This window comes from Streptomyces atriruber (assembly GCF_001418325.1).
GTDB lineage: Bacteria > Actinomycetota > Actinomycetes > Streptomycetales > Streptomycetaceae > Streptomyces > Streptomyces atriruber.
This window is the reverse complement of sequence record NZ_LIPN01000228.1, coordinates 1-3,859: the sequence shown is the minus strand read 5'-3', so window position 1 is coordinate 3,859 and position 3,859 is coordinate 1. Positions and strand designations below refer to the sequence as shown.

General features: G+C 75.3%; 1 protein-coding gene and 2 pseudogenes. All 3 read left to right on the top strand.

Going from position 1 to position 3,859, the window contains the following annotated elements:
- Positions 1–69 precede the first annotated feature (69 nt).
- Entirely contained in the window at positions 70–2,775 is a 2,706-nt protein-coding gene (locus tag AOK03_RS42710) for a hypothetical protein (protein ID WP_055567307.1), read from the top strand.
- A gap of 12 nt (positions 2,776–2,787) precedes the next feature.
- Positions 2,788–3,319, top strand: a pseudogene (locus AOK03_RS44215) (ABC transporter ATP-binding protein); the annotation flags it as partial.
- 2 nt (positions 3,320–3,321) lie between these two features.
- Positions 3,322–3,629 (top strand): annotated as a pseudogene (locus tag AOK03_RS44210) (ABC transporter ATP-binding protein); the annotation flags it as partial.
- Positions 3,630–3,859: the final 230 nt, after the last annotated feature.

Below are 3,859 nucleotides of genomic sequence, written 5' to 3'. Positions count from 1 at the left end.
GGGTGGTCGTGGCGTGCGGTGCGGTGGAGTGAGTGGTGGCGGCGGGTGCCTCTGGGGGTGGGGCTCTCTGTGTTGACCGCCGTGCTCGTGGGGGTGGCCGCCGCCGGCCCCGGGCTGTTCCAGCGGCTCGGCGGTGATGCGCTGGCCGGGCGGTTCGAGCAGGTGCAGCGGGCGGCGCCCGGTGTGGTGCACAGCGCACGGATCGATCCGGAAGAGCCCTCTCCGGGCCGGGAGAGCGACCTCGGCGCCGATCTCGCGAGATACGCGTCCGCCCTCGAGAACGCCGCACCGAACTCGTTGCGCGGCGGCCTCGCGCACGATTCCACCCGCATCGAACTGCCCACCGTGCAGGGGGATGTGGCGGGGCGCCGGGGGGAGGATGCAGCGGGCGGTGTCACGTTGTCCCTGATGTACGCCTCCGATGCCCCGGAGAAGGGCGCGTACGTCGCCGGGAGGCCGCCCCGGGAGCGGGGCGAGGTCGTGGAGCTCGCCGTGTCCGAGCGGACGCGTGACGCGCTCGGACTGCGGGTCGGGCAGCGGATCGGGCTGCAGGGCGGCGCACTGCCGAACGTACGGGCCGAGGGCCGGGTCGCCGGGATCTTCCGGGCCGGGCACCCGGCGGGCGGCGAGCGGCTGTGGAGCGAGCAGCCGCTGCTGGTGCGCCCCCTGCCCGGCACGGCAGGCGCCGCCCCGGAAGTGGGCGCACTCGTCGCGCCCCGCGGCGTCGAGGTCCTGCAGAACCAGGCGGACGCCGAGTTCACCGTCCAATGGAACATGCGGATCCATCTGAAGGACGACGTCGCGGGCCGCTTCTTGGGAGAGGACGGGGCGCGGGAGTTCCGACGGATCATGGCCCGCTACCCGCCCGCCGCCAAGGAGGCCTTCTGCGGCTTCGAGTCGTACGGCGGGGAGTGGTGCTTCCTCGGGATCCATCCGGCGACGGAGCTGGAGAGCGACACCGAACTGACCGACGTCTTCGAAGAGTTCCGACAGCAGTGGCGGCAGGCGGGCGTCGTGATGTCGTTCGCGCTGGCCTCGCTGCTCGGCGTGGGGCTCGCCGCCGTCTGTGTGACGGCGCTGCTGGTGGTGCGGCGACGGCTCGACGGGGATCTGCTGCGGCGGGCGCGCGGGGCGTCGGCCACCGGTCTCGCCCTGGGGCGGGCCGGGCGGAGTGCGCCCGCCGCGCTGCTCGGCTACGGCGTCGGCTGTGCGGCCGCCGCGGTGGTGCCGGGGAGTTCGCCCGCGTACGGCACCGGGCTGGTCGTCGCGGTGCTCTGCTGGCTGCCGCTGCCCGTCCTGACGTGGGCCGCGGTGCGGGACCGGGCCGTACTACGGGAGCGGGCGCCGCGGGGCGCGGGGCGCCGCCTGGTGGCGGAGGCGCTGGTCCTGGTGCTCGCGGCGGGCGGAGTACTCGCGCTGCGGGCCCGGGGCACGGAGGGCGCGGCGGGACCGGATCCGCTGCTCGCCGCGGTGCCGGTGCTGCTGGGGCTCGTGACGGTCGCCGTGCTGGTGCGGTGCTACCCCTGGCCGGTGCGCGCGGTGGCGCGGTGGTCGGCGCGGGGGCGGGGCGCCGTGGCGCTCGTCGCGCTCTCCCGCGCCGCCAAGGAGGCCCCCGCGCGCGGGCTCGCGCTGCTCGTCCTGGTGGTGACGCTCGCGGGCGCCGTCTTCGGAGGCCTCGTCTCCGGGACGCTCGTGGAGGGGCGGCGCGAGGCGGCGGCCTGGCAGGTGGGCGCCGACGCCTCCTTCCTGGGGGCCGGGCGCGACCCCGGCACGGCGGGGCGGCTGGCACGCGCGCGTGGGGTGCGGGAAACGGTCGCCGTGCGGCAGCTGAGGGTCGATCCGGTGAGCGGGACGGACGGGGGACGGTACGGGATCTCCAGCCTCGTCGGCGTGGACGGGGCGAAGCTGCGCGGGGCGGTGGGGAGTTCGCCCGCCGCCCGCGCGCTGTACGACGCCGGGCTCACCCGGGGCGGCGGCCGCGACATCCGCGTGCTCGCCTCCGAAGGGCACGCCGGGGACGTGCTCACGTTCACCCTGCACGGCAAGGAGACGCGCCTGCGGATCGTCGGACCGCTGCCCGACGCCGCGGCGGGCGATGCCGCGCTCGGACCCGTGCGCGGCGCCGCCGTGGCCCGGCAGCACCTCCTCGTGGCCGACAACAGGGACCTGCGCGCCTTCGTCGCCTCGGACTTCGAGGAGACCGCGCTCCTGCTGTACGGCGCCCGGATGGACACCGAGGCGCTGCGTTCCCTCGTACCGCGGTCCGCTCCCGGGGCGGCCGGTGGCGAGCTCCGCATCCGCGCCGAGGAGCAGGCCGAGGCCGACGACGACCGGCTGATCGCCGCCGTGACCGTGGCGCACACCGTCTGTACCGCGCTCGCCGTGCTCCTCGCGCTGCTCGCCCTCGTCCTCGAACTGCTCCTCTCCGCCTCCGCGCGCGGGCGCACCACCGCCTACCTGCGCACCCTCGGCCTCGGCGGGCGGGCCGCGTCCGCGCTGCACCTGCTGCAGCTCCTGCCGCTGGTGCTGGCCGCCGTCGCGGGCGGCGTCGCGCTGGGCCTCGTGCTGCCCTCGCTGCTCGGACCCGCCCTGGAACTGCGGGAGTTCACCGGCGGGCCCGCCGCGCCCGACCGGCACGTCGACGTGCTGTTCACCGCTGCCCTGGGCACGGGAATCTGTCTCCTGGTCGCCCTGGCGGTGGGCGTGGAGACCTGGCTCGGGCGGCGCCGGGGGCTCGGCGCCGTCCTGCGACTCGGGAGGGCGGACGAGCATTGACCGGGAGGGTGGATGAGCACTGAACTGGCCGAGCTGGAGGCGCGGGCCCGCGCCGCGGGGCGCCCGGCGGCCGACGAGGGCCTGGTCGTCTGCGACAACCTCGTCCGCGTCTACCGCACCGAGGAGGTCGAGGTGCAGGCGCTCCAGGGCCTGGACCTGGTCGTCGCGGAGGGCGAATGCGTGGCCCTGGTCGGCGCCTCGGGGTCGGGCAAGTCCACGCTCCTGTCGATCCTCTCGGGGCTCGACCTGCCCACCGCGGGGCGCGCGAAGGTCGCGGGGCACGACCTGCTCGCGATGGGGCGCCGCGAACGCCTCGGCTACCGCAGGAGCACGGTGGGCTTCGTCTGGCAGCGGACGAGCCGCAATCTGCTGCCCCATCTGACCGCTCTGGAGAACGTGGCGCTGCCGATGAAGTACACGCGCGTGCCCCGACGTTCGCGCCACGAGAGGGCCGCCGAACTCCTCGACGTGCTCGGCGTGGCGCACTGCCGCGACCGGCGGCCCGACGAGCTCTCCGGCGGCGAGCAGCAGCGCGTGGCCGTCGNNTCGGGGCGACGGTCCTGGTCGTGACGCACGACCCGCTCGTCTCGGAGCAGGTGCGGCGCACGGTGCGCATCCGTGACGGACGCACCTCCTCGGAGACGCTCCGTGAACGCGGCGGAACCGGCCAGGAATTCACGGTTCTGGACAGGGCGGGGCGGCTGCAGCTGCCGGGGGAGTACGTGGAGCGGTACGGGCTGCGGGGGCGCGTGCGGCTGACGGCGGAGCCGGACCACGTGGGGGTGTGGCCGGATGTGCCGGAGCCTGCCGCCGAGACGACCGAGACGGCGGGCACTTCTGAGCAGGAGCTCTAACTTCACGCCTTGACGGAAGGCTGGTCCGTACCTATGGTCACGGGCCAACGCGCGTGTTCAGACAGGAACTTGAAGTTCACATACAAGAACGGATGGTCCCCCCATGCCCAAGTCACGCCTCTCCGTAGGAGCAGCCGTAGCCTCCGTGGCCGCAGCCCTCGTCGCCGGGCTCGTCTCCTGGCCCGCAACCGGCAAGGCCGAGGCCGCCCCCGCCCCCCGTCTCTTATACA